Origin of the sequence: Streptomyces malaysiensis subsp. samsunensis (assembly GCF_024519315.1) — a bacterium.
GTDB lineage: Bacteria > Actinomycetota > Actinomycetes > Streptomycetales > Streptomycetaceae > Streptomyces > Streptomyces malaysiensis.
In genome coordinates, this window is record NZ_JANIIC010000017.1 from 122,273 (window position 1) to 143,457 (window position 21,185).

General features: G+C 71.3%; 15 protein-coding genes, 1 tRNA gene and 1 pseudogene. 11 read left to right on the plus strand and 6 right to left on the minus strand.

The window, feature by feature from the left end; all coding sequences use genetic code 11:
- Positions 1-118: 118 nt before the first annotated feature.
- The 3 genes and pseudogenes from NQU54_RS17040 to NQU54_RS17055 all read left to right on the plus strand — a co-directional run bounded on the left by NQU54_RS17040 (position 119) and on the right by NQU54_RS17055 (position 2,915).
- A complete protein-coding gene (locus NQU54_RS17040; protein ID WP_257631802.1) occupies positions 119-1,231 on the plus strand; it encodes an FAD-dependent oxidoreductase in 1,113 nt (370 codons plus the stop codon).
- Between the two features lie 390 nt (positions 1,232-1,621).
- Complete coding sequence (locus NQU54_RS17050; RefSeq protein ID WP_257631803.1) at positions 1,622-1,963, plus strand: PadR family transcriptional regulator; 342 nt, start codon at positions 1,622-1,624, stop codon at positions 1,961-1,963.
- Positions 1,960-2,915 (plus strand): annotated as a pseudogene (locus NQU54_RS17055) (hypothetical protein). The gene NQU54_RS17050 and the pseudogene NQU54_RS17055 overlap by 4 nt, the downstream one beginning before the upstream one ends.
- Before the next feature lie 71 nt (positions 2,916-2,986).
- Here NQU54_RS17055 and NQU54_RS17060 read toward each other — a convergent pair.
- Complete coding sequence (locus tag NQU54_RS17060; protein ID WP_257631804.1) at positions 2,987-3,589, minus strand: HIT family protein; 603 nt, start codon at positions 3,587-3,589, stop codon at positions 2,987-2,989.
- Between the two features lie 159 nt (positions 3,590-3,748).
- Positions 3,749-4,321: a hypothetical protein gene (locus NQU54_RS17065; protein WP_257631805.1), complete on the minus strand. Its 573-nt coding sequence runs from the start codon at positions 4,319-4,321 to the stop codon at positions 3,749-3,751.
- A 562-nt stretch (positions 4,322-4,883) separates the two neighbouring features.
- Between NQU54_RS17065 and NQU54_RS17070 the strand changes: the two genes are divergently transcribed.
- Positions 4,884-4,957: transfer RNA gene (locus NQU54_RS17070), tRNA-Met, on the plus strand.
- A gap of 97 nt (positions 4,958-5,054) precedes the next feature.
- On the opposite strand, the gene NQU54_RS17075 is transcribed toward NQU54_RS17070, so the two are convergent.
- Complete coding sequence (locus NQU54_RS17075) at positions 5,055-5,693, minus strand: hypothetical protein (protein WP_257631806.1); 639 nt, start codon at positions 5,691-5,693, stop codon at positions 5,055-5,057.
- A gap of 240 nt (positions 5,694-5,933) precedes the next feature.
- On the opposite strand from NQU54_RS17075, the gene NQU54_RS17080 reads away from it, so the two are divergent.
- Positions 5,934-6,800, plus strand: a complete 867-nt coding sequence (locus NQU54_RS17080; protein WP_257631807.1) for an amidohydrolase family protein — start codon at positions 5,934-5,936, stop codon at positions 6,798-6,800.
- An 82-nt stretch (positions 6,801-6,882) separates the two neighbouring features.
- On the opposite strand, the gene NQU54_RS17085 is transcribed toward NQU54_RS17080, so the two are convergent.
- Entirely contained in the window at positions 6,883-7,761 is an 879-nt protein-coding gene (locus tag NQU54_RS17085; protein ID WP_257631808.1) for an LLM class F420-dependent oxidoreductase, read from the minus strand.
- Positions 7,762-8,000: 239 nt separating this feature from the next.
- On the opposite strand from NQU54_RS17085, the gene NQU54_RS17090 reads away from it, so the two are divergent.
- The 6 genes from NQU54_RS17090 (at position 8,001) to NQU54_RS17115 (ending at position 17,233) form a co-directional block, all read left to right on the plus strand.
- A complete protein-coding gene (locus tag NQU54_RS17090; protein WP_069861405.1) occupies positions 8,001-8,738 on the plus strand; it encodes a response regulator transcription factor in 738 nt (245 codons plus the stop codon).
- Between the two features lie 377 nt (positions 8,739-9,115).
- Positions 9,116-10,927 (plus strand): sensor histidine kinase, encoded by a 1,812-nt coding sequence (locus NQU54_RS17095; protein ID WP_441005748.1) that lies wholly within the window; start codon positions 9,116-9,118, stop codon positions 10,925-10,927.
- 26 nt (positions 10,928-10,953) lie between these two features.
- Complete coding sequence (locus NQU54_RS17100) at positions 10,954-12,252, plus strand: bifunctional glycosyltransferase family 2/GtrA family protein (RefSeq protein WP_257631810.1); 1,299 nt, start codon at positions 10,954-10,956, stop codon at positions 12,250-12,252.
- Positions 12,249-14,696 (plus strand): ArnT family glycosyltransferase, encoded by a 2,448-nt coding sequence (locus NQU54_RS17105; RefSeq protein ID WP_372505909.1) that lies wholly within the window; start codon positions 12,249-12,251, stop codon positions 14,694-14,696. The genes NQU54_RS17100 and NQU54_RS17105 overlap by 4 nt, the downstream gene beginning before the upstream one ends.
- A 146-nt stretch (positions 14,697-14,842) precedes the next feature.
- Positions 14,843-16,369 carry an MFS transporter gene (locus NQU54_RS17110; RefSeq protein ID WP_257631822.1) on the plus strand — a complete coding sequence of 509 codons (1,527 nt, stop codon included), beginning with the start codon at positions 14,843-14,845 and terminating at the stop codon, positions 16,367-16,369.
- Between the two features lie 81 nt (positions 16,370-16,450).
- Positions 16,451-17,233: a TetR/AcrR family transcriptional regulator gene (locus NQU54_RS17115; RefSeq protein WP_257631812.1), complete on the plus strand. Its 783-nt coding sequence runs from the start codon at positions 16,451-16,453 to the stop codon at positions 17,231-17,233.
- 171 nt (positions 17,234-17,404) lie between these two features.
- Here NQU54_RS17115 and NQU54_RS17120 read toward each other — a convergent pair whose 3' ends face one another.
- Positions 17,405-18,256, minus strand: a complete 852-nt coding sequence (locus NQU54_RS17120) for a YceI family protein (protein WP_257631823.1) — start codon at positions 18,254-18,256, stop codon at positions 17,405-17,407.
- Between the two features lie 353 nt (positions 18,257-18,609).
- Positions 18,610-21,105 carry an MFS transporter gene (locus NQU54_RS17125; RefSeq protein ID WP_459112891.1) on the minus strand — a complete coding sequence of 832 codons (2,496 nt, stop codon included), beginning with the start codon at positions 21,103-21,105 and terminating at the stop codon, positions 18,610-18,612.
- Positions 21,106-21,185 lie beyond the last annotated feature (80 nt).

The window sequence follows — 21,185 nt, forward strand, 5'->3', positions numbered from 1 at the left end:
AGTGATATGTCGGGGCGGTCGGTCCGATGCCGGTGGATTGTCGGGGGAGGGGCTGGAGCCTTGCCGGAGAGCCTGCCGGGTGCCCGTCCGGCAGGCGTGCGACAGGCAAGGAAACAGCATGACCACTCACGTCACGATCATCGGTGCCGGACTTGGCGGCCTTACGCTCGCCCGCGTCCTGCACGTCCATGGCATCCCGGCCACCGTCTACGAGGCGGAGGTCTCTCCGACGGCGCGTTCGCAAGGCGGGATGCTCGATATCCACGACTACAACGGCCAACTGGCTGTGCAGGCGGCCGGTCTGATGGATGAGTTCCGCAGCATCGTCCTGGAGGGTCGTCAGGCGGTGCGGGGCCTCGACCGGGAGGGAAACGTCCTGGTCGACGAACCCGACGACGGTACGGGCGGACGCCCTGAGGTGCAGCGCGGCGAGCTGCGGCAGATGCTGCTCGACTCGCTCCCGGCGGGCACCGTCCGGTGGGGGCACAAGGTCAGCGGTGTTCGTGGCCTTGGCAACGGCCGCCATGAGGTGACCTTCGCGGACGACAGCACCGTCGTCACGAGCCTGCTGGTCGGCGCGGATGGCGCGTGGTCACGGGTCCGGCCGGTGCTTTCCACCGCCAGCCCCGTGTACGCCGGTACGTCGTTCGTCGAGACCTACCTGTTCGACGCCGACACGCGGCACCCCGCTGCCGCGAAGGCGGTCGGTGGCGGGTCGATGTTCGCAGGTGATCAGGGCAAGAGGCAGATCGGGGCTCAACGAGAGAAAGGCGGGACCCTTCACGTCTACGCGATGCTGTCCGAGCCGCTGGACTGGTTCGGCGGTATCGACTTCGCCGATCCCGCCGCAGCCGCCGCACAGATCGCGCAGGCGTTCGACGGCTGGGCGACGGAACTCACCGTCCTGATCACCGACAGCGACACCGCACCGGTTTTGCGCCCCCTCTACACGCTGCCGGCCGGGCATCGGTGGGACCGGGTGCCAGGGGTGACTTTGGTCGGCGACGCCGCCCACCTCATACCCCCGAACGGCGAGGGCGCCAACCTGGCCATGCTGGACGGCGCCGAACTCGGCGAGGCCCTCGTCACGCACCCCGGCGACATCGAGACCGCTCTCTCCGCATATGAGCAAGCGATGTTCCCTCGCAGTGCCGCGCAGCTCGCGACGGCCGAAGACCCTGACAATCCCACGCTCGAGGACGTGATCAAGCTCTTCGCCCGGGACGAGTAGATCTCGTCAGCCGCCGGATGAGGCCGCCACGGTGACGGTCACTTGGCTCAGGTATCTCGATCGCTCCAGCCGGTCGTCTGCTCTTGTGGGAGTGGGCCGCCGGAGGATGCGTAGTCCGTATTGCGGTCGGCTGCCCCGGCAGCCAGAACGTTCGACTGCGCGGCGCGGAGGGGAAGTTCGGGCGCGGGGTCGTATCTCGCTGTCGGCTCGCCCTCGTGTGCTGCCGCTCGTTCATGGGGGCAGCGGGTCGGCAGGCCGGGTGCGGGCGCGGGTGCGTCGAGGAGGCCGTCGTCGTGCCCGTCGGTCGGGGGTAGGGCGACGCTCGCCGTGGGCGCCGGTGATCGGCCACGGATGGCGGATATATTTTGTGGCTCGATATATTCTCGGCGCATGACACGCCGGAACCCGTCCCTGACGGAACCGCAGTACTTCATCCTTGCCGCGCTCATGGACGGGCCGTTGCACGGTTACGGCATCATCAAGGCTGCCGAGCGGGCCACCGACGGGCGGCTCCGGATCGCTGTCGGCACGCTCTACGGCGCGCTGGAGCGGATGGAGCGGGCCGGGCTGGTGGCCGCCGGCCATGAGGAGATCGTGGACGGGCGGGCGCGGCGCTACTACCGGCTCACCGAGGACGGCAGCGCGCTGCTCGGCCGGGAGGCGCTGCGGATGCAGCAGGCCGCGGCCATCGTCATCGGACGCTCGCGGAATGGCGGAGCGGCCCCGGCATGAACCGTTTGCTGCTCGCGGTCCATCCCGAGCCCTACCGTTCCCGGCAGGGGGAGGAGTTGCTGACCTGCCTGGCCGAGGCGTATCCCGGCCGCTCCTGGCCCCCGCCGCGGGAAGTCGTCGCCTTGGTGCGTGCCGGGATGCAGATCCGCGCCCGTGCCGTCGTCGACGACACCGCCCGGCCGTGGTGGTTGGACGGCATCCATCTGGCCGCTCTCGTCCTCGCCGCGCTGGCGCTGGTGCCGTATCTCCAGGATGTGTGGCACTGGGCATTGCACATCGATCCCGGCCGGCATGCCATCGCCTTCCACTTCTCCGGCTGGTACCCGTGGGCGGAAGGGCCCACGCGGCCACGGCTCCTGCCCTACGGGCTGCTTCCGCTGGGCTGCCTGATCGCCCTGCTGCGCGGTAAGCCGTGGCTCGCGCTGCCGGCCGCGGCGGCGATGATCTACGTCGGTGCCACGTTCAACAGCAATAGGTTCTTCGGCGACGAGGGCAAGGCGGGCCTGGGCTACTACGGGCTTGGCGCCCCGATAACGGCCCGTGACCTGGTGCTGTCGGGGGCACTGTGCACCGCGTGCGCCGTGCTGGCGGTCTGCCGTCCCGGCCGGCTGCGGTGCCACTCGTACCGCTGGCTGGTCCCCGTCGTACTCGCCATGTTCGTGGCCGGGGGCCTGCACATCATCTCCATCAGTCCGGCCTTCCAGCGCGGCCTGTTCGTCCTCGAAGCCGCCGCGCTGATCGCCGCGTGGGTGGCGACGGCCGCCACCGGGGACTACCGGTGGCTGAACCCGTCGCGGCGGTCGCGTTCATCCGCACGCGGGCGATCGTCAACCAGCCGAACGGGTTCATCCAGTCCCTGCCGGACCTGGTCGTCCTCCTCTTCCTGATCGCACCCCTCCCGGTCCTGGCGATCACTGCCCAGCGCCGGCAGAGCCGGACGCTCCTCGAATAGGAGCGGATCCCTGGTGCGGCCTGCCGAGCCTGTCGGCCCACCGCGTGTCAGAAGTGTCCGCCCACCGCGTGTCAGAAGAGGCGTGCGGCCGCATTGCTCCCCCACGAAGACAGAAGCTCCGCGCGGACGGTACGGCTACGGGTCTTGGCTCCGCTGTGCCTCTTGGGGCTCCTGGCGGCGTGCCTGGTCGCTGTCTGCATCCCGTTCAGCTGAGGGGATCGCGTCAACCGACGGTCGTCGGTCTCAAGCTCTCGGCCGCAATGCCTTGCGCAGGGCGGCCGCTCGGGCGAGGCGCATGTCTCGTGGCGCTTTGTGCAGTTCCGTCTCGGGCATGCGGAACGCGTCGCCCTCGAAGCGGGGGATGACATGAATGTGGACGTGGTGAAGTGCCTGACCTGGATGTGGTTGTTCTGCGTGACCGTGCTTCCGGTCGCCCCGTAGGCGTCTTTCACCGCTGAGGTCACTCTCGCCGTGACCTCGATGAGCTCATGCAGGAGATCAGGGGGTACGTCATGAAGGCCGGTCAGATGTGACACGGGCAGGACGAGGGCGTGGCCGGGGTTGTTCGGCCGCTGCTTGAGCGCGGGGACGATGAAGACGCTCTCCGAGCGGTAGGAGACCAAGTCCTCGTCGATCTCGCGTTGCCCGATACGGCAGAAGGCGCAGTCACTCACCCTGGAGACCTCCGAAGTCACCGCACGCCAGCCCTGTCCGGCTGGATCGTCGGCCCGATCCGGCTGGATCGATGAGTCTGGCAGGCCGCGGTGCCCAGAGGGGCACCTACGTGTCCGGCTCGGTGGCGTGGCTACCGAGCCGGACCTCGGTTCAATGGCCTATACGGCGGCCGGAGTTCCCCGGGTGGCGGTCCGGTCGGCCATGCCGCCACCGCCGGTGCTCACTCCGCCGCGCGGGGTCCGCGCGCCGTGGCCGTCGGTCGTGAACTTGCCGTCCCGCAGCTCGAAGCGCTGGGGTGGCGAGCAGCCGATCGCCGGGGTGATCAGCAGGCTCGTGGTGATGGGCGCGGGGTTGGTGCTCGCCGTCGAGAACTCGCAGATCGCGCCGCGCCCGGTGACCGGGAACCAGAACCAGCTGTCCACCGCGCCGACCCGTACCTCGTCCGACAGCACGAACCGGCCGTGCTCCCGGGCGAATGCCTTCAGACGGACGGTGGCCCTCAGTGGGTCGACAGTGGACCGGATCGCAGTCAGGGTGAACTTGACGTTCTTGTCGGCGTCCAGGACCGAGGACGCGATCTGCCTGGTCTCGGCCGCTCGTCCGTCGCTCGGCCGCCCGCCGTGGGCTTCGGTTTCGGTGGGTTCGGCAGGGGCAGCCAGCATGGCGACGGTCGCCGCGGCGGTGATCAGCACCGAGCTGCCGCGCACGAGCGCGCTCGCTTGTATCGGCATGTTTCCTCCCAGGTGTTCATGCGTGCCATTCGCGCATGAATGCCACTGTTTTTCTTCCACCTGGCAACGGGAAAAGTGCCTGAATCACCCGTTCGCGTGCGGTGTCACCCGGTCGGAGCCGGACAAGTGCACCACCGGTCGGTCCCTGTGCTGCTGGGTGCGGCGGGTCCAATGGTGTCGTCCACAGCCCCGTGGCGTCCTCACAGCCCCGTGGCGTCGTCACACGGTCGGCGGGAGGGCGCCGGAGAGCCGGCCGCTGGGCTTTCGGGGTGCGGGCGTGCGGGCGACGATCGGGCTTACTGGTGCTGGACCGGCGGGCAGTAGCCGGTCTTCTCGCCGATGGTGTTGATTTCGGCGTTGGGCCGGGGGTCGCCCGCGTAGTTGATCTGGTTTGTGCAGCGCCCGTCGGACTTCTTCGGTGTGCCCGACGTGGACCATCGGTCCTCGGGTACGGGCCGGTCGTTGGCGCCGTCCCGGAAGGGGTGGGATTCCGCTCCGAGCCGTCCGCCCCGATGGTGGATTTCCCTTAGCGGGGAGAATGACGTAGAGTTACGTTCATCGACGCGGGGTGGAGCAGCTCGGTAGCTCGCTGGGCTCATAACCCAGAGGTCGCAGGTTCAAATCCTGTCCCCGCTACTCAGATATCGAGGGCCCGGCACTTCTCCAGTGCCGGGCCCTCGGTCGTTCGGCCACTTCGCGGCCCGGGGCCGCGTCGAGAACCCCTCCGCCGCCGTCAGGGTGTGGCCTTCCAGCTCACCGGGCGCTTGGTGTCGTCGCCCGTGCTGTACGTCACCACCGAGGGCCGTATGCCGTTCGGCACCAGGAACACCTTGCACAGGGAGACCTTCGCGCCCACCGCGAAGTCGTCCGGATCCTTGCCCCGGCACGCCGCCACCTCGGTGTCGCCGGTGATGAGGGGCTGGTCGTCCACACCGCCTGTGTCCTCGAGTCCGGTGGGGGTGTTGAGGAAGGGGTAGTGGAGGGAGTTCTCGCCGATGTTCTCGAAGGTCATGGTGACGTAGTACGGCTGGGTCGTCCGTACGTCGGACGCGTCCACGCCCGCCGTCCTCAGCTCGGCATGTGTGCCCTTGCGCACCTTCACCGCGGTGACCCGCAGGGCGCCCCGCATATGGTCCGAGCCGCTCTTGTAGGTGATCGACGTGGGCTCGCCGAGCCGGAGCGTCTTGCCGCCGTCGCTGTCGGCCGCCAGGTCGGCGCGGGTCGCGGGCTGCCGTCGGCCGGACGCGGCGGCGGTGTCGTCCTCGCAGCCGGTGGTGGCGAGGCCGAGGAGGGTGACGCCGAGGGCGCAGAGCAGAGCGGTGCCTGATCGGGCGGTGTCTGATCGGGCGGTGCGAGGCAGGCGGTTGGGCATGAAGCGGTCCCCCGTGGTTGATGGCGGTCGGTGAGGACGTCCAGCGGGCGGCGGTGGTCGTGGATGGATACGCCGGTCACGGGACGTCAGTTCACCTCATCGGTTCCCCTTGTGATGATCTTGCGGCGGGCAGATCATCATGGCCGTGACAAAACCACTGGTTGGGGCTGTGATCAACTCGAGGCGAGAGCTTGAGACGAGGCTGTAGCAATACGCCCGCGGCCAACTACCGTGATCGGCATGGACGATCCCGCCGTGGTGCCGGTGCAGCGGTTCTGGCAGGAGCTCGGGCTGCCCGGACTCATCGATGTGCACACCCACTTCATGCCCCAGCGCGTGCTGGACAAGGTCTGGGCCTACTTCGACGCCGTCGAGCCCCGCTGGCCCATCACCTACCGCGAGGAGGAGACCGAGCGGCTCGCGGTGCTACGGGCGTTCGGGGTACGGGCCTTCACCTCGATGCTCTACCCCCACAAGCCGGACATGGCGCGGTGGCTGAACGACTGGGCGGCCGGGTTCGCCGCCCGTACGCCCGACTGCCTGCACACCGCGACCTTCTTCCCGGAGCCCGGTGTGGAGGGATATGTGCGCGCGGCGCTCGACGGCGGGGCGCGGGTGTTCAAGGCCCATGTGCAGGTGGGGGCGTACGACCCGGGCGACGCGCTGCTCGACCCGGTGTGGGGCACGCTCGCCGAGAGCGGGACGCCCATCGTCATCCACTGCGGCTCGGGGCCCGACCCGGGGAAGTACACCGGCCCCGAGCCGGTGGGGCGGGTGCTCGCCCGTCATCCCCGGCTGCGCCTGATCATCGCGCATATGGGGCTGCCGGAGTACGCGGACTTCCTGGGGCTGGCGGAGCGGTACGACGGCGTCCACCTGGACACCACGATGGCCTTCACCGACTTCACCGAGAGCCGGTGGCCGTTTCCGCGGGCGGAACGGGGAAGGCTGGCCGCCCTCGGGGACCGGGTGCTGTTCGGGAGCGACTTCCCCAACATCCCGTACGGGTATCGCCATGCGCTGGACGCGCTGACGCGGGTCGGCCAGGACGAGGAGTGGCTGCGCGCGGTCTGCTACGGGAACGCGGCGCGGCTGTTCGGGATATGAGGTCCTGCTCGGGACAGAGGGCTCGCGATGGCGTCCGCCCGCCCCCGCCTCGCCCGGTGCCGGGCGGGGGCCGGGGCCAGGGTCAGCCCTTGTCCAGCGGCAGTGCCTGGGCCAGGGTGCGCCACTGCTCGCGGGGGATGTCCTTCATCGGGTCGGCGGTCACCACCTGGATCGCCACGTGGTCGGCGCCCGCGGTCAGGAATTCGTCGACGCGCGCCCGGATCGCCTCCGCGTCACCGAAGGCGTACATGGCGGAGAGGAGACGGTCGCTGCCACCGTCCACGAAGTCCGCGTCCTCGAAACCCAGCCGCCGGAAGTTGTTGGTGTAGTTGGGCAGCGCCAGGTAGCGGCCGAGGTAGCCGCGGGCGACGTCGCGGGCGCGGGCCTGGTCCGTGTCGAGGACGACCTTCAGCTCCGGTGCGAGCACGGCGTCCTTGCCCAGGATGTCGCGGGCCTCGCTGGTGTGCTCGGGGGTGACGAGATACGGATGCGCGCCGGCCGCGCGGTCGCGGGACAGCTCCAGCATCTTCGGGCCGAGGGCGGCCAGCACGCGCTCTGAGGTGGGGACCGGGGTCGGGGCGGAGTCCAGCGCGGTCAGGTACTCCTTCATCGCCGTGTACGGGCGCCTATAGCGCTCACCGGCGAGCGCGCTGTGGCTCACGCCGAGGCCGAGGAGGAAGCGGCCGTCGTGGGCGGCGTTGAGCGCGGTGTGCCGCTGGGCGACATAGGGCGCCTCGTGGTCCCAGATGCTGAGGATGCCGGTCGCGATGGTGATCCGTGGGGTGGCGTCCAGGAGAAGACCGGCCTCATCCGGGCTGGGGTTGCCACCGAGCCAGATGGTGCCGTACCCCAGCTCGTCCAGTTCCGCCGCCATCTCGCTGACCTGCTCTGATGGCGCGACGCTCGCCTTCAGGGCTCCGGTCCAGATGCCGATCTTGCCAAGTGCGGGACGAGAAGTCATACAGGGGGAAGCCGGGGAGTCCTTCCGCTTATTCCGTGTCCGATCATTCCGGGTCCGCTTATTCCGTGTCCGGGGGGCGATTCCGTGCCCGGGGACGTCGTCCCGCCGCGTCCCGCCGCGTCCCGCCGCGGCCCGTCGTTCCGCGTCTCTGGCCGGTTGCGCCGGGCTCCACAGGATTCTCAGGTAATTCACAGGCGGCCGAAAGGGACCTCTCAGGCCCCGCGCGGAGGGTGGTGGACATGATGCCGACCTCGCCTCATGGGCGTACCGAGCTGCTGCGCCCCGACGGGAGCCCCGTCCGGGTGCTGGTTGTGGACGATGAGTCGGCGCTCGCCGACCTGCTGTCGATGGCCCTGCGCTACGAGGGGTGGGAGGTGCGCACCGCCGGTGACGGCGCGGACGCGATCCGGATCACCCGTGAACTGCGCCCGGACGCGGTGGTCCTGGACATCATGCTGCCCGATATGGACGGGCTCGCGGTGCTGGGGCGGCTGCGCCGGGAGCTGCCCGATGTCCCGGTGCTGTTCCTGACCGCGCGGGACGCGGTGGAGGACCGGATCGCGGGGCTCACGGCGGGCGGCGACGACTACGTGACCAAGCCGTTCAGCCTGGAGGAGGTCGTCGCCCGGCTGCGGGGCCTGCTGCGCAGGTCGGGGGCGGCGGCCGCGCGCAGTGAGTCGGTGCTGGCCGTGGGCGATCTGATCCTGGACGAGGACAGCCATGAGGTGTCGCGCGGGGGCGCGGAGATCCATCTCACCGCGACCGAGTTCGAGCTGCTGCGCTATCTCATGCGCAATCCGCGCCGGGTGCTCAGCAAGGCGCAGATCCTCGACCGGGTGTGGAGCTATGACTTCGGCGGCCAGGCCAACGTCGTCGAGCTCTATATCTCGTATCTGCGGCGCAAGATCGACGCTGGGCGCACTCCGATGATCCACACCCGGCGTGGTGCCGGGTATCTGATCAAGCCCGGGGAGTAGACACCGTGGCGCACCCCCCGCCCCGGCCGTCCCGGGCCCCCGAGCCGCCCGGCGCGTCCGAGCCGTCCCACACCAACGTGACGCGCGGCGCTCCCGAGTCGCTTCAGGGCGCGGGAGCGCCCCGGAACGCGGAGGTGCCCCGGAACGCGGAGGCGCCCCGGGGTGCGGGCGCCGCGCCGAGCGGCGATGGGGCGGCGCCGAGCCCGGGAGCGGTGCGGAGCCCCGGAGCGGTGCAGAGCGGCGCGGGAGCGCCCCAGGGCCAGGGAGCGCCCCAGAGGCCGGGAGGAGCGCAGGGAGGCGTGCAGGGCGGCGCGGACGCGGCGCAGCGGCGTGCGCACGCCCGGCGCGCTCAGCGGGCCGGGCGCCGCCCCTGGTCCCTGCGCACCCGCCTGGTCGTCTCGGCCGTCGCGCTGATCGCGGTGGTCTGCGCGGTGATCGGCACGGTTACGACCCTCGCCCTCCAGTCGTATCTCCAGGGGCAGGTGGACGGCGATCTGCGCGGTTCCGTAGGGCGGTTCCTGAACAAGCCGGGCCCGGCGCGCGAGCTCCCCCGGGACGATGTGCTCTTCGTCGCCTCACCCGGCCAGCCCATCGGCACGGTCGGGGCGCGGTTCGGCCAGGGCGGGGAGATCACCGCGTCCGGCAAGAGCAATGACTCGCCCATGACGAACGACGCCGACGCCGAGAGCCGGGTGGACCCCCTGTCCGGCGATCAGCTGAAGGCGCTCACCGCCGTCCCCCGCGACGGGCAGGTGCACACCATCGATCTGCCCGGCCTCGGCGGCTTCCGGGCCGTGGCCCAGTGGGACCACCGCGAGGGCGGCATCATCCTCGCCTTCCCGCTCGACCAGACCCAGGAGACCGTCAACACCCTCATCCTCGTCGAGGTCTGTGTGACCGCGGCCGGGCTGGTCGCGGCCGGGATCGCCGGGGCCGCGATGGTCGGCATCTCGCTGCGCCCGCTGCGCCGGGTGGCCGCGACCGCGACCCGGGTCTCCGAACTCCCCCTGCACAGCGGCGAAGTGGCGCTGCGCGAGCGCGTCCCGGCCTCGGAGGCCGATCCGCGTACCGAGGTCGGCCAGGTGGGCGCGGCGCTCAACCGCATGCTCGGCCATGTGGAGTCGGCGCTCGCGGCCCGCCAGGAGAGCGAGACGCGGGTGCGGCAGTTCGTCGCCGACGCCAGCCATGAGCTCCGTACGCCGCTCGCCTCGATCCGCGGTTACGCGGAGCTGACCCGGCGCGGCCGGGAGGAGATCGGCCCCGACACCCGGCATGCCCTCTGCCGGGTCGAGTCCGAGGCGGGGCGGATGACCGGGCTGGTCGAGGATCTGCTGCTGCTGGCCCGGCTGGACGCGGGACGGCCCCTGGAATGCGCGGAGGTCGATCTGTCCCCGCTGGTCGTCGACGCGGTCAGCGACGCGCGGGCGGTCGGCTCCGACCACGAGTGGCGGCTTGAGCTGCCCGATGAACCCGCGGTCGTCCACGGCGACGACGCCCGGCTGCGCCAGGTGCTGGTCAACCTCCTCGCCAACGCGCGTACGCACACCCCGGCCGGCACCACGGTCACGGCGCGGGTGCTGTGGGGCGGGCCGCAGGCGTCGCCGTACCCCTCGCGGTATCCGGCGCCGTACGGTCTGCTCCATGGGGCGCCCGCGGCGGCGCCAGGCGGACCAGGCGTGCCAGGTGCGCCGGTCGCGCCCTCCGGGGCCCCTGGGACCGTCGGCGTCCCTGGGGCCGTCGGGGTCGGTGGGACCGTCGGGGTCGGTGGCCGGACCGGTGGCGCTCATGGGCACCGTAAGGCGGCCGGTTCGCCGTACGCCCCGCCTTACGGTTCGCCGTACGCCGTCGCCCGCGCCGCCGGGCCCTTCGGCCCACCGCGGCCGCCCGCGTACATCTCGCTGGAGATCGAGGACGACGGTCCCGGCATCCCGCCCGAACTGCTGCCGCATGTCTTCGAACGGTTCGCGCGCGGTGACGCCTCGCGCTCCCGCGCCGCGGGCAGTACGGGGCTCGGCCTGGCCATCGTGCACGCGGTCGTCGCCGCGCACGACGGGAAGGTGACGGTGGACAGCGTGCCCGGACGCACCGTGTTCGGCGTCCATCTGCCCGTCCACCGGGTCGTCCACCGCGGCGTTCACCAGGCCGTAACGGACTCACAGGCAGGCCACAGGCTGACCACACAGCCGTGACAGCGCGGCTCGCGACTGTCGACCTCATGCGAATCGACACCCCTCTCGGGGCTCCGCCCGAGACACCTCTACAGACCTTGCCCGTGCGCGGGCCGGTGGTGGCCGAGCGCGGCCGTGCGGTGCTGGACGTCGTCATCCCCGTCTACAACGAGGAAGCGGACCTCGAGCGGTGCGTGCGACGGCTGCATGACCATCTGGCCCGTACCTTTCCGTACGCCTTCCGGATCACCATCGCCGACAACGCCAGCACGGACCGTACGCCCGAGCTCGCGGCCCACCTGGACGAGACCATCGAGGAGGTGACGGCGGTCCGGCTGGAGCAGAAGGGGCGCGGGCGGGCGCTGCGCACCGTGTGGTCGCTGTCCGAGGCGCCCGTGCTCGCCTATATGGACGTCGATCTGTCCACGGACCTCAAGGCGCTGCTGCCGCTGGTGGCCCCGCTGATCTCCGGTCACTCCGACCTGGCGATCGGCTCGCGGCTGGCGCGCAGCTCACGCGTGGTGCGCGGGCCCAAGCGCGAGTTCATCTCGCGGGCGTACAACCTGATCCTGCGCGGCAGCCTGGCCGCCCGCTTCTCCGATGCCCAGTGCGGTTTCAAAGCGATCCGTAAGGACGTCGCGGAGCGGCTGCTGCCGCTGGTCGAGGACACCGGATGGTTCTTCGACACCGAGATGCTGGTGCTGGCCGAGCGGGCCGGGCTGCGCATCCACGAGGTGCCGGTGGACTGGGTGGACGACCCGAACAGCACGGTCCACATCCTCAAGACGGCCACGGAGGACCTCAAGGGCGTGTGGCGGGTGGGGCGCGCGCTGGCCACCGGCGCGCTGCCGCTCGACCGGGTGCGCCGTCCGTTCGGCGACGATCCACGCGACCGCGAGCTGAGCGGGGTGCCGAAGGGCCTGGCCCGCCAGCTGGTCGGGTTCTGTGTGGTCGGCGCCCTGAGCACCCTGGTCTATCTGCTGCTGTACTCCCTCTTCCGGCTGGGCACAGGACCGCAGGTGGCTAACGCGCTGGCCTTGCTGCTGTCGGCGCTCGGCAACACCGCGGCCAACCGGAGGCTCACCTTCGGCGTACGCGGCCGGGACCGCGCGGTGCGCCACCAGGCGCAGGGGCTGGTCGTCTTCGGCATCGGCCTCGTGCTGACCAGCGGCTCCCTCGCCGCCTTGGACGCCGTCCCCGGCACCGCCTCGCACGGCACCGAACTGGCCGTGCTGGTCGCGGCGAACCTCGCCGCGACCGTTCTGCGCTTCCTGCTCTTCCGGGCCTGGGTCTTCCCGTCGGACAGCGGGGCCATCACCGACGACTCGAGGAACGACAACCGATGACGACGCACGACCACGGCACCCGGGACGCCGGACCGCCCCTTCCCCAGCCCCCGCAGCCCCCGTCGGACCCTGCGGTTCCGATGGCTTCCGTGGCCCCGGCGGCTTCGGACGCTCCCACCGTGGCTCCGGCGGGTCCCATGGCACCCGCGGCTCCGGCGGCTTCCGCCGCCTCCGCCGCTTCGGACGGGGGACGCCTGGCGCGGGTCCGGCGGGGACGGCCGGATGACCCGCGCTGGGCGCGGCCCGCCCTGTGGGCCCTGCTGGCCGTGACCACCGCGCTCTATCTGTGGAGCCTGGGCGCCTCCGGCTACGCCAACCAGTTCTACTCGGCGGCCGCGCAGGCGGGCAGCGAGAGCTGGAAGGCGTTCTTCTTCGGCTCCTCCGACGCCGCGAACTCCATCACCGTCGACAAGCCCCCGGCCTCGCTGTGGCCGATGGCGCTGTCGGTGCGGCTCTTCGGCCTCTCCTCCTGGGCGATCCTGGTCCCCGAGGCGCTGATGGGCGTCGCGACGGTCGGGGTGCTGTACGCGGCCGTACGCCGCAGGTTCAGCGCGGCCGCCGGGCTCATCGCGGCCGCGGCGCTCGCGGTCACCCCGGTCGCGGCGCTGATGTTCCGCTTCAACAACCCCGACGCGCTGCTCTGTCTGCTGATGGTCTCGGCGGTCTACTGCGTGCTGCGCGCGCTGGAGGACGCCCGCACCAAGTGGCTGGTGCTCGCGGGGGTCTGTTTCGGCCTCGGCTTCCTCACCAAGACGCTCCAGGCATGGCTGATTCTGCCGCCGCTCGCGGTGGTGTACGCGGTGTGCGCCCCGGCGAAGTTCGGCCGGCGGATCGGGCAACTGCTGCTCGCGGGGCTCGCGATGGTGGTCTCCGGCGGCTGGTGGGTCGCGATCGTCGAGCTGTGGCCGGCGTCCTCGCGTCCGTACATCGGCGGTTCGCAGCACAACAGCTTCCTGGAGCTGACCTTCGGCTACAACGGTCTGGGCCGGATCAACGGCAATGAGACCGGCAGCGTCGGCGGGGGCGGTCCGGGCGGCGGCGGTCGCGGTGGCGGCAGGTGGGGCGATACCGGGATCGACCGGCTCTTCGGCTCCGACATGGGCGGTCAGATCGCCTGGCTGCTGCCCGCGGCGTTCATCCTGCTGGCGGCCGGGATCTGGCTGACCTGGCGGGCGAGGCGCACCGACACCCGGCGCGCGGCCTTCCTGGTGTGGGGCGGGGCGCTGCTGATGACGTTCGCCACCTTCAGCTTCATGTCCGGGATCTTCCACCAGTACTACAACATCGCACTGGCGCCCTACATCGCGGCGCTCGTGGGCATGGGCGCGGCCCTGCTGTGGGAGCGGCGGAACGAGGGCGGCCGGGCGGGGGCGGCGGCCTCGGCGGTGCTCGCCCTCACGGTCGCGGTCACCGCGTATATGTCGTACGTCCTGCTGGGGCGTTCACCGGACTGGCACCCCTGGCTGCGCTGGGCGGTGCTGATCGGCGGGCTCGCGGCGGCGGCCGGGCTGCTGCTGACCGGGCTGCTGGCGACGGGGCGGCTGGGCCGGAAGGCGGCGCTGGCCGCGGCGGGCCTCGGCCTCGCGGCGGGGCTGGCCGGGCCGGTCGCGTACACGCTCAACACGGTGGACACCCCGAAGCAGGGCTCCATCGTGACGGCGGGCCCGTCGGTGGCGGGCGGTATGGGCGGTCCGGGTGGAGGGTTCCCGGGCGGCGGCCGGATGGGCGGTCCGCCCGGGATGCAGAACGGACGCCAGGGCGCGGGCCAGCAGGGTCAAGGCCAGCAGGGTCAAGGCCAGCAGGGCCAGGGTCAGCAAGGTCAGGGCCAGGGCAATCAGCAGGGGCAGGGCCAGGGCGGTCGGCAGGGTACGCCGGGCGGCGGCACCGGCGGCACCGGCGGCGGTCAGCCGGGCGGCCAGAACGGCTTCCCCGGCGGTGGCTTCCCGGGCGGCGGCCAGTCCCCGCGGAACGGTCAGGGCAACGCCCAGGGCGGCCAGGGGCAGAACGGCACGCCGGGCATGCTGCCCGGCGGCGGTATGGGCGAGGGCCGGCGCGGCGGCGGTATGGGCGGACTGCTCAACGGCCAGCAGGTCGACGCCGAGGTGGCGGCGAAGCTGAAGAAGAGCGCCGACGACTACACCTGGGCGGCCGCGGCGATCGGCTCCCAGAACGCCGCGAGCTATCAGCTGGCCACCCAGAAGCCCGTGATGGCCATCGGCGGATTCAACGGCAGCGACCCGTCCCCGACGCTCGCCCAGTTCAAGGAGTATGTGAAGCAGGGCAAGATCCACTACTTCATCTCCTCGGGCACCGGGATGGGCGGCGGGCCGGGCGGCGGCCAGGGGACCTCGTCCCAGATCACCTCCTGGATCGAGTCCACCTACAAGAAGGTCACCGTGGGAAGCGCCACGCTCTACGACCTGACACAGAAGAAGACCGGCTGACCGACTGGTCGACAGACCGGCTGAACTCGGTTGACCAGCTGAAACGCGGGCGCGGGGAAATTCCCTGCACGTCATCCGGCAGCCCTTGTACGGTGTATGGCAAACCGATTGCCATACACCGTACAAGCGTGCGTCTGGAGACCTTCATGCCGGCCCCGATCACCAATACCGCGCCCGACGCCCTGCCCGAACAGTCCTCCGGCGGCCACCCCCAGCGGTGGCTGATTCTCGCCGTCATCTGCCTGGCCCAGCTCACCGTGTTGCTGGACAACACGATCCTCAATGTGGCGATCCCCTCCCTGGCCAGGGAGATGGATGCCCGCACCGCCGATATCCAGTGGATGATCAACGCCTACTCGCTGGTCCAGTCGGGCCTGCTGCTCACCGCGGGCAGCGCCGCCGACCGCTATGGGCGGAAGAAGATGCTGATCGCCGGGCTCGCCCTGTTCGGCATCGGCTCGCTCGCCGCGTCGATGGCGCAGGATCCGGGTCAGCTGATCGCCGCCCGCGCGGGCATGGGGATCGGCGGGGCGCTGCTGATGACCACCACGCTCGCCGTCGTGGTGCAGGTGTTCGAGGAGGGTGAGCGGGCCAAGGCCATCGGGCTGTGGGGCGCGGTCAGCTCCCTCGGCTTCGCCGCGGGGCCGCTGATCGGCGGCACACTGCTGGAGCACTTCTGGTGGGGCTCGATCTTCCTGATCAATATCCCGGTGGCGCTGGTCGGGCTGGTCGCCGTGGTCTGGATGGTGCCGGAGTCGAAGGCGCCGACCAGCGACCGCCCCGATCTGCTGGGCGCGCTGCTGTCCACGGTCGGCATGACCGGCATCGTCTTCGCGATCATCTCCGGGCCGGAGCACGGCTGGACCTCCGGCCGGGTGCTGCTGTCGGCCTTCATCGGCGTCACCGTGATGACCGGCTTCGCGCTGTGGGAGCGTCATATCCCGCATCCCATGCTGGACATGCACTTCTTCCGCAACCGCCGGTTCGTGGGCGCGGTGGCGGGCGGAATCCTCGTCGCCTTCGGGATGGGCGGTTCGCTCTTCCTGCTCACCCAGCATCTGCAATTCGTGCTCGGCTATGACGCGTTGGACGCCGGGCTGCGCACCGCGCCGCTCGCGCTGGTGATCGTCGCGCTCAATCTCACCGGTGTCGGGGCTCGGCTGCTGCTCAGACTGGGGACCCCGGTGACGATCGTCGGCGGGATGGGGCTGCTCGCGGCCGGTCTCGCCACCATCGCGACGCTCGGTGCGCACGGCTATGGCGGAATGCTCTTCGGGCTGGTGGTGATGGGGTCCGGTATCGCGCTGGCGATGCCCGCGATGGCGACCGCCATCATGTCGGCCATCCCGCCGGAGAAGGCGGGTGTGGGCGCGGGGGTCAACGGCACGCTCACCGAATGCGGCAACGGGCTCGGCGTCGCCATTCTGGGCGCGGTGCTGAACTCCCGCTTCGCCTCGCTGCTGCCCGCGGTCGCCGCCGGGGCGGGCTCGCTTCCGGCCGCCGTCGCGGCGGCTCGTACGCCTGAGGACCGTAAGGCCGTCGCGGACGCCTTCGCCTCCGGTGTCCAGACCAGTCAGCTCGTCGGCGCGGCCGCTGTGCTGGCGGGCGGAGTGGTGGCCGCCCTGCTGCTGAGCAGGGCCGAACGATCTTCACGGGAGGCCCAGGCGGCATAGCATCTTCAGGTAGTGAGGTGCCGCGTGCCGGATCCCGGGGCACATGTGGTGCCAGCGCATCGGAGAAAGAGAGGCGCCGCCATGGCAACCGGCAGCCGTACCGTCCGCCCGCGGTCCAGCGTCTGGCTCTCCGAGCGCAAGACCCCCAAGCGCAAGGGCGACCAGCAGCCGGTCGGGCTCGACCATCTGAAGATCGTCGCGGCGACGATGCGGCTGCTGGACGCCGAGGGCATGTCGGGTTTCTCGATGCGGCGGCTCGCGGCGGAGCTCGGGGTGACCGCCATGTCGGTCTACTGGTACGTGGAGACCAAGGACCATCTGCTGGAACTCGCCCTCGACGCCGCCATGGGCGAGATAGCGCTGCCCATCGAGGCCGTCGGCCCCGTCGAAGGCTTCGCGGGTCCTCCGGCCGAGCCGCGGGACTGGCGCGAGCAGCTGCGCCAGGTCGCCACCGAGTACCGGCGGGTGCTGGTCCGCCACCCCTGGCTGCCCGCGCTGCTGGGGGAGTACCTCAACATCGGGCCCAATGCGGTGGTCTTCCAGAAGGCCGCGCTGGCCGTGATGCGCAACAGCGGACTGCCGGACGACAGGATCACCAGCGCGCTGTCCCTCGTCTATCAGTTCGTCTACGGCTTCGGCACGATCGAGGGCCGCTTCGCCGCCCGCTGCCGGGCGGAGGGAGTCACCCAGGACGAGCTGTTCCACGAGATGATGAGCTCGGTCGAGGACCGTTTGGAGTACGACGAGGCCCGGCAGTTCATGAAGGCTCGCGGCGGCACCACGGTCCAGGAGATGCACGACCGCGATTTCACCTTCGCCCTGGACCTCGCGATCGCCGGTATCGAGGCGCTGAAGGAGCGATAGCGCGCGGTGGCGGGCCGTTCGCGGGCACTGTCGGTCTCCTGCGACGGGCCTCCTGCGACGGGCTTGCGCCGGGCCCTCGTCGGCCCGGCGGCGGGCCAGGGGCGAGGCGGCGGGTGGGCGGCCTGACCCGGGGCCGGGTCTCAGGCCGCGGGGAGGCCGGGCCGCCGCGGGTCAGGCCGCCGGAAGGTCCTCGCCCTGCACCGCCTGTATGTCCAGCTCCACCCGCAGGGTCGTGCCGATCGCCGCGATGCCCGCCGCGACGACCTGGTTGTAGTTCATCGCGAAGTCCTCGCGGCGCAGCTCGGCGACGGCCCGGAAGGCCGCCCGCACCCCGCCCCAGGGGTCGGGGCCCGTGCCCAGGTACGTCAGGTCCAGGTCCACGTCCCGGACGACGCCGTGCATCGACAGCTCGCCATGGACCGTCCAGCGGTCGGCCCCGGCCGCGCTCAGATGCGTGCTCCGATACGTCAGCTGCGGGAACTCCTCCACATTGAGGAAGTCGGGCGACTTCAGATGGCCGTCCCGCATCGCATTGCCGGTGTCGATGCTGGCGGCCTGGATAACCGCCTCGACCCGCGACTTCTCGATGTGCTCGGTGACCTCGATCCGCCCGCCGAACTCCGTGAACCGGCCGCGCACGCTGGAGATCCCCAGATGCTGGGCGACCGCGCCCACCGTCGAATGCGCCGGGTCGATCGTCCACGCACCCGGCGGGGGAAGCTCCACTCCGCCCTGGCGCGCCAGGACCACCGTGCCCACATCGGCCCGCCCGGAGGCCGTGACGATCGAGGTGGACGCCACCGGGGCATAGCCGACCGCGGTGGCGATGACCGTGTACGCCCCCGGCGGCAGCGGCTCGTCGGTCCGGATGGCGCCGTCCGCGTCGGCCTGCGCGCGCAGCACCTGGGCGCCCGTCATATCGGTGACGGTCAGTACGGCGTGCTGGACCGCCCAGCCGTCACGGGTGTGGATCCGGGCCCGCAGTCCCGCTCCCCCGCCTGCTCCTGCTCCTGTGGTCGTCATGCCGCGTTTCGCTCCCGCTCGGGTGTCGCTCGTGTTGCTCATGTCGCTCGTGTCGCTCCGCTCGACGTGCTGGTCGTGCACGCCGTGCTGGTCGCACTCGTGGTGCTGGTCGTGCTGGTCGCACTCGTCGTTCTGGTCGTGCACGCCGTACTGGTCGTGCTGGTCGTACCGGGGTCGTGCCGGTCGTACTCGTCGTGTCTGTTGCGCCGGATCCGGGCGGCGGCGTCAGGCCGTCCCCTGCCTTCACTACACCGCCGCCGGGATCCGGGTTCCGGACCCGGCGGAAAATCCGCCGCCCCGGTCCGGGTCGGGGGCGCGCCTCCGCTCGTGCGCGCCCCCGGCCCGGAGTTCCGTCACTCGCCCGGGTGGGCGAGCTCCACATCGTGGCCGTCGACGCCGGGTCCGGAGACCGTCAGCGCCCCCGCGACCGGCGGGTAGCCGCTCGCGATGACCGTGTAGTCGCCCGCGTCCAGGTCGGTGAAGGCGTACGCGCCGTCCTCACCGGTGGTGGCGGTGGCGACCACGTTCCCGGCCGAGTCCACGAGGGTGACCCGCGCGTCGGGCAGCGGCCGCCGGTCGGCCCCGGCGCGGACTATGCCCTGTACCCGGGCGCCGGCCTGGAGCGCTATCTCCACCCGGGTCAGCCCCTGGGCGCCCACCTCGACGGGCAGGGCCGCGGGCCGGTAGCCCGGCGCGTTCACCGCGACCGTGAAGGTCCCGGAGACCAGCTCCTCGAAGCCGAAGTCGCCCTGCTCACCGGTCTTCCCGGTGGCCAGCACCTCACCGCGGACATCGGTGACCACGACCATCGCCGCCTCGACCGGGCGGCCGTCGGCGGCGCCACGCACATTGCCCACCAGGCCGCTGGTGGCCGACAGGACGATGTCGAAGCCGAGCGGCTCGTCCCCGACCACGACCGTGGACGCCTGCGGCTGGTGGCCGTCGGCCGCCGCGATCAGGACGTACGAGCCGGAGCCCGGCGCGTCCAGGGCGTAGGAGCCGTCGGGGTGTGCCACCGAGCGGCCGAGCTGCCGCCCGGCGAGCGAGATCAGCGTCACCGCGGCACGGGCGACGGGGCCGCCGTCCGCGTTCCGCACGAAGCCGTGCACACCCTGGCGGGGCTGGTGGTCCGCGCCGTCGCCCCCGGCGGAGGCGAAGGCCGCCAAGCGCTGCGGGGCGGTGGCCGCGAGGGCACCGTCGGAGTCCGGCTCGTGCACCTCGGGGGCCGGGGCGCCCACGAGCGCGGGCTCGAGGTCGGAGATCTGCCCGGCGGCGGTGGCCGGCACCGCGTCGGCCGGGGTGGCGTCGGCGGCCGGGTCCGAGGCGGCCGCGGCGGCCTGCTGGGAGCCGGAGCTGGTCTTCAGGGCTACCTCCTTGATGAACAGGGTCAGCAGCAGGGCGAGCAGCGCGGCCGGGGCGGCGAAGAGGAAGACGTCCGCGACACCGTGGCCGTAGGCGCTCTCCATGATCGTGCGCAGCGGCTCGGGCAGCGTCTTGACGTTGGGGATGGCACCGCCGCCGGTGCCGGCGTGGCCCAGCGCGGCGCCCTTGGGGCCGAGGTCGGTCAGGCCGTCCTTGACGTAGTGGGTGACGCGGTTGGCGAGCACCGCACCGAGGGCCGAGACGCCCACCGCACCGCCCAGGGAGCGGAAGAAGGTGACGACGGCGCTGGCCGCGCCGAGGTCCTGCGGGGCCACCTGGTTCTGGCTGGCCAGCACCAGGTTCTGCATCATCATGCCGACACCGAGGCCCATGAGCGCCATATAGATCGCCATGTGCCAGTACGGGGTGTCGTAGCGGATGGTGCCCAGCAGCCCGAGGCCCGCCGTCACCAGCACACCACCCATGACCAGCCATGCCTTCCAGCGACCGGTCTTGGTGATGACCTGGCCGGAAACGGTCGAGGAGACGAACAGGCCACCGATCATCGGGATCGTCATGACGCCGGACATGGTGGGCGTCTCACCGCGCGCCAGCTGGAAGTACTGGCTGAAGAAGACGGTTCCGGAGAACATCGCGATACCGACGAAGAGCGATGCCAGCGAGGTGAGGGTGATCGTCTTGTTGCGGAACAGCCGCAGCGGAATGATCGGCTCGGTCGCCTTGGACTCGATCAGCAGGAAGATCAGACCGAGCACGATCGAACCGCCGACCATCGCGTAGGTCTGCCACGAGAGCCAGTCGTACTTGTCGCCCGCGAAGGTCACCCAGACCAGCAGCAGCGAGACCGCGGCGCTGATGAAGAAGGCGCCGCCCCAGTCGACCTTGACCTCCCGCTTCACCACGGGGAGCTTCAGGGTCTTCTGAAGGACGATCAGCGCGATGACGGCGAACGGGACGCCGACGTAGAAGCACCAGCGCCAGCCCAGCCAGGAGGTGTCGGTGATCACGCCGCCCAGCAGCGGGCCGCCGACGGTCGCGACGGCGAAGGTCGCGCCGAGGTAGCCGCTGTAGCGGCCGCGCTCACGCGGGGAGATCATCGCCGCCATGACGACCTGGGCGAGGGCGGACAGACCGCCGACGCCGATGCCCTGCACCACTCGGCAGGCGATCAGCATGCCGGGGCTCTGGGACAGACCGGCCACCACGGAGCCCGCGACGTAGATCAGCAGGGCGATCTGGACCAGCAGCTTCTTGCTGAACAGATCGGAGAGCTTGCCCCACAGCGGGGTGGCGGCGGTCATGGCCAGCAGGGTGGCGGTGACGACCCAGGTGTAGGCGGACTGGCCGCCGTGGAGATCGGAGATGATCTCGGGCAGGGCGTTGGAGACGATCGTCGACGACAGGATCGCGACGAACATCCCCAGCAGCAGTCCGGAGAGCGCCTCCATGATCTGCCGGTGGGTCATCGGCGCCGGGGAGTCCGCGCCCTGGCCGGGCTGGCCTCTGTGGCCTCCTCCGCCGTGCTTGGCGTGGGCGGGGTGCCCCG